We start from the raw sequence: 256 nt of genomic DNA on the forward strand, positions 1-256 counted from the left end.
TTTGTTTGAACTAAATAATCGGCTCTTTCAGAAATTAATCGATTAATGTTGTTGAAACCTCCATTAGTTTCTTTTGTTGGATATTTCGAAAAACGGGATTCAAAACCCGATTTGTTTTTATTATTCGTTACAAACAATCCCGGATAATCTTCTAGATTGGCCTCTAAGAAAACGGCTTTTTTATGGTTTTTATAATCAATTAAAAAAGGCAAAAATGCTAAAGTATCTTTGCTGAATTCACTAATTTTTTTGTTTT

The 256-nt window shown here is 28.9% G+C and carries 1 protein-coding gene; it reads right to left on the reverse strand.

The genetic code is table 11. From position 1 onward, the window contains the following. Nucleotides 1–256 (reverse strand): glycoside hydrolase family 97 N-terminal domain-containing protein (locus ACWA1B_RS23085; protein ID WP_456910996.1); only part of this gene is annotated, 256 nt, incomplete at both ends.

The sequence above is a fragment of the Flavobacterium xizangense genome (assembly GCF_054075145.1).